This window comes from Streptomyces sp. 13-12-16 (assembly GCF_002114215.1).
In the GTDB taxonomy this organism is placed as follows: domain Bacteria; phylum Actinomycetota; class Actinomycetes; order Streptomycetales; family Streptomycetaceae; genus Streptomyces.
Window position 1 is genome coordinate 1 of record NZ_NCTE01000865.1, and the last position, 3450, is coordinate 3450.

The 3450-nt window shown below is 74.3% G+C and carries 3 protein-coding genes; all 3 read right to left on the reverse strand.

Annotated features, from left to right (window positions below):
* Positions 1–1600, reverse strand: a 1600-nt coding sequence (locus tag B7767_RS30725) for a polyketide synthase (RefSeq protein WP_143652711.1), incomplete at its 3' end; no start/stop codon positions are given.
* Positions 1597–2451, reverse strand: coding sequence for an ACP S-malonyltransferase (locus B7767_RS30730; protein ID WP_085575000.1), 855 nt, complete (start codon positions 2449–2451; stop codon positions 1597–1599). The genes B7767_RS30730 and B7767_RS30725, both read right to left, overlap by 4 nt.
* Positions 2452–2469: 18 nt before the next feature.
* Positions 2470–3450 (reverse strand): ACP S-malonyltransferase (locus B7767_RS46650; protein WP_085575001.1); only part of this gene is annotated, 981 nt, incomplete at its 5' end.

Consider the following 3450-nt stretch of genomic DNA (forward strand, 5'->3'; position numbering starts at 1 on the left):
AGGCGCGGGCGGCGTCGGTGCCGGCGGCGTCCGGCACCTCACCGGCCTCGGTGGCCGCCAGCGCCGCCCGCAGCCCGGCCAGGTCGGTGACCGTGTAGGCGAGCCGGTGCCGGTGCCCGGCGCGGGAGACGTTCGACGTCCAGCACACGTCCCGCACGTTCCCGTCGATCCGGCCGGCGTCGATCGCCTCGCGGTAACGGGTGACCAGCCGGCCGAGCGACGCCGGGCTCTGCGCGCTGAGCGTGAACAGGTAGGGCGGCCGGCCCTCGCCGGACCGGGCCGGTGCCGCGGTGAACTCCTCCAGCACGACGTGCGCGTTGGTCCCGCCGAGGCCGAAGGCGCTCACCCCGGCGCGGCGGGGGCCGTCCCCCTCCGGCCACGCGTGGGCCTCCCGCGGCACGTACACCGGGCCGTCGTCGAGGTCGATCGCGGTGTTCGGCCGCTCGTAGTTCGCCAGGGGCGGGATCACGCGGTGCCGCAGCGCGAGCACGGCCTTGATCACGCCCATCACGCCCGAGCCCTCGAAGAGGTGGCCGATGTTCGCCTTCACCGTGCCCACCGCGCAGAAGCGCCGGTCGTCGGTCCGGGCGGCGAACGCCCGCCGCAGCCCCTCGAACTCGATCGGGTCGCCGACCTTGGTGGCGGTGCCGTGCACCTCCAGGTAGCCGATCGTGCGGGGATCGACGCCCGCGTCCCGCCACGCGGCCTCCAGCAGGTCGGCCTGGGCGCGGGAGTCCGGCGCGGTCATCATCTCGGACCTGCCGTCGTGGTTGACCGCGCTGCCCTTGACGACCGCGTACACCTGGTCGCCGTCGGCCAGCGCCCGGTCCAGCCGCTTGAGCACGACCGCTCCGGACCCCTCGCCGAAGCCGGTGCCGTCCGCGCCCTCGTCGAACGTACGGGTCACGCCGTCGGACGACTCGATGCCGATCCTGGTGTGCGGGTGCCGCACCGGCGCCATCACGATCCGGGTGCCGGCCACCACGGCCATCTCGCAGTCGCCCAGCAGCAGCGCGGCCCTGGCCTGGTGCAGTGCCAGCAGCGACGCCGAGCAGGCGCTGTCGATCACCATGCTCGGGCCGCGCAGGTCGAGCAGGTACGAGAGCCGGTTGGCCAGCATCGTGACGATGTTGCCGGTGATGCCGAGCTGTCCCAGCGCGGGGTCGATGCGGCAGAAGTAGTCCAGGTACGACCCGCCGGGGTTGCCGGCGTAGCCGACGTACACGCCGGTGCGGCTGCCGGCCAGCCGCTCACCGGTGTAGCCGGCGTCCTCCAGCGCGCGGTACATCGTGCGCAGGACCAGCCGCTGGTGCGGGTCGGTGACCGCGGCCTGCTTCGGGGTCATGCCGAAGAAGGCGTGGTCGAACAGGTCCACCCGGTCCAGGAAGCTGCCGTCGTGGAACTCGACCCGCTCCCCGGCGTCCGGCACCAGCGCCGACTCCCAGTGGTAGCGCAGGTACTCCTCGATCTCCCGGCGCCGCTGCGCCGGGAACGGCCGGGTGAGGCTGCGGCCGGTGCGGACGACGTCCCAGAACGCGTGCTGGTCCGGCGCGTCCGGCACTTCGACGGAGAGTCCGACGACAGCGATGTCCGTGGTCATACGAGTTCCTCCGTCGGCTGCGCGGCGATCCGTGCGATGAAGGCGGTGAGGGTGGTGCCGTTGACCTCGTCGAAGTGGTCGACGCCGGCCGCGCGCAGGGCCCGGACCGTGCGCACCCACTCCACCGGGCGGTGGATCTGCCCGCTGAGCAGACGGACCGCCTGGTCCGGGGCGAACTCCGTGCCGGTGACGCTGGACATCACCGGCGTGTGCCCGGCGCGGAATCCGTACTCGCGCAGGACCGTCGCGAACGCCCGGCCGGCCGAGGCCATGAGGGGCGTGTGGAACGGGCCGCTGACGGACACCGGCAGGACCCGGGCGCCCCGGCCGCGCAGTGCCTTGACCGCGAGCGCCAGTTGCTGCCGGTCCCCGGCCACCGTCACCTGCTGGTCGCTGTTGCGGTTGGCGACGTGCACCAGGTTGAGCCCGGCGCCGTGCAGGGTCGCCTCGACCTGCGCCGGGCTCGGCCCGACCACCGCGACCATCGCGCCGCGGGTGACGTCGGCCATCAGTTCGGCGCGGCGCCGGACCAGCGCCAGGCCGTCCGTCAGGTCGATGACGCCGGCGGCCACCAGCGCGTTGAGCTCGCCCAGGCTGTGCCCGGCGAAGTAGTCGTAGCGCCGGCCGGCGCGCTCGAGGTCCATCCAGGACAACGCGTTGACGAGGAAGACGGCCGGCTGCGCGTAGCGGGTGTCGGCGAGCCGGCCGTCGGGGTCGTCGCGGCACAGGTCCGCCACGGCATAGCCGAGCAACTCGCTCGCGGCGGCGGTCTCCCGCGGATACCGCTCGAACAGTTCCCCTCCCATGCCTCTGCGTTGTACGCCTTGGCCGGGGAAGACCAGACAGTGCATGCGTGGACGCTCCTTCACTCAGGCGGTCGGTGCGGGGACGCTGCGGTAGCGCAGGCCGTGGTGGCCGTCGCGCAGGGTCTCCCGGGTGAACACCCGGGCCGACGGGCCCGGTCCGAAGTCGACGATCTGGTCGGGCCGGCAGTCCTCGACCGCGGCGCGGACCGTGCCGGGCCAGTCCAGCGGGCGGCACACCGCGTGGGCGAGGACGTCCGGCAGCAGGTCACCGCGGTGCTGGAGGTTGACCGGCGCGTCGGCGACGTACACCGGTACGGCCAGCCGGTCGCCGGTGAGCGGGAACGTCATGAAGTGCCGGTCCTCCAGCGTCGCGCGCACCGCCGGCTCCAGGAGCGGCGTGTGGAACGGCGCGGTGCTGCGCAGGTAGGTCCACCCCGCCCCCGGCTCGGCCAGTCGCCGCGCGTGCCTCGCCCGGAAGCCGGCGAGGTCGTCCGGGTCCCCGGCCAGCACGTGCGAGCGGCCGGAGTTCGCGAGGGCCAGGTGCACCGGGGAGTCCGTCACCAGCGCGCGCAGCTCCTCGGCCGGCACGCCCGTCACGGCCGCCATCGGTGCGGCCGCGCCCTTCTGAGGCCGTGTCGGCTGATGGCAGCGGATCAGCGCCAGCGCGGTCATCGCGATCAGGTCGTGGCAGAGCGCCGTGTACTGCCGGCGGCCGGTCACCCTCAGTCCCGCGGCCATCGCGCCGATCAGGCCCAGGCTGTGGCCGATGGCGGCCACCGGTGCGGACCGGTCGCCGTCCGCACGGCCGACGGCGGGTTGCAGCAGGCACAGTTGGTAGATGTGGGCGCACAGGCCGTCCACGATGGAGTGTTCCAGGGCGCCCGCGTCCGGCGGGTCGCCGCGAAGCCAGGCGGTCAGCGGGATGCCGCCGGGCAGCTCCCGGCGGTAGGCGTCCGCGCCGACGTGGTCGAGCACGCGCGCCACCGCCTCGGCCGCGGCGGTGAAGTACCGCGCGTTCTCCGGCCGCGCGGACAGCGCCCGCAG

Bases quoted from the DNA above. Each gene is read 5' to 3' on its own strand.
- B7767_RS30730 (WP_085575000.1), bottom strand. From the start codon at position 2,451: ATGCACTGTCTGGTCTTCCCCGGCCAAGGCGTACAACGCAGAGGCATG.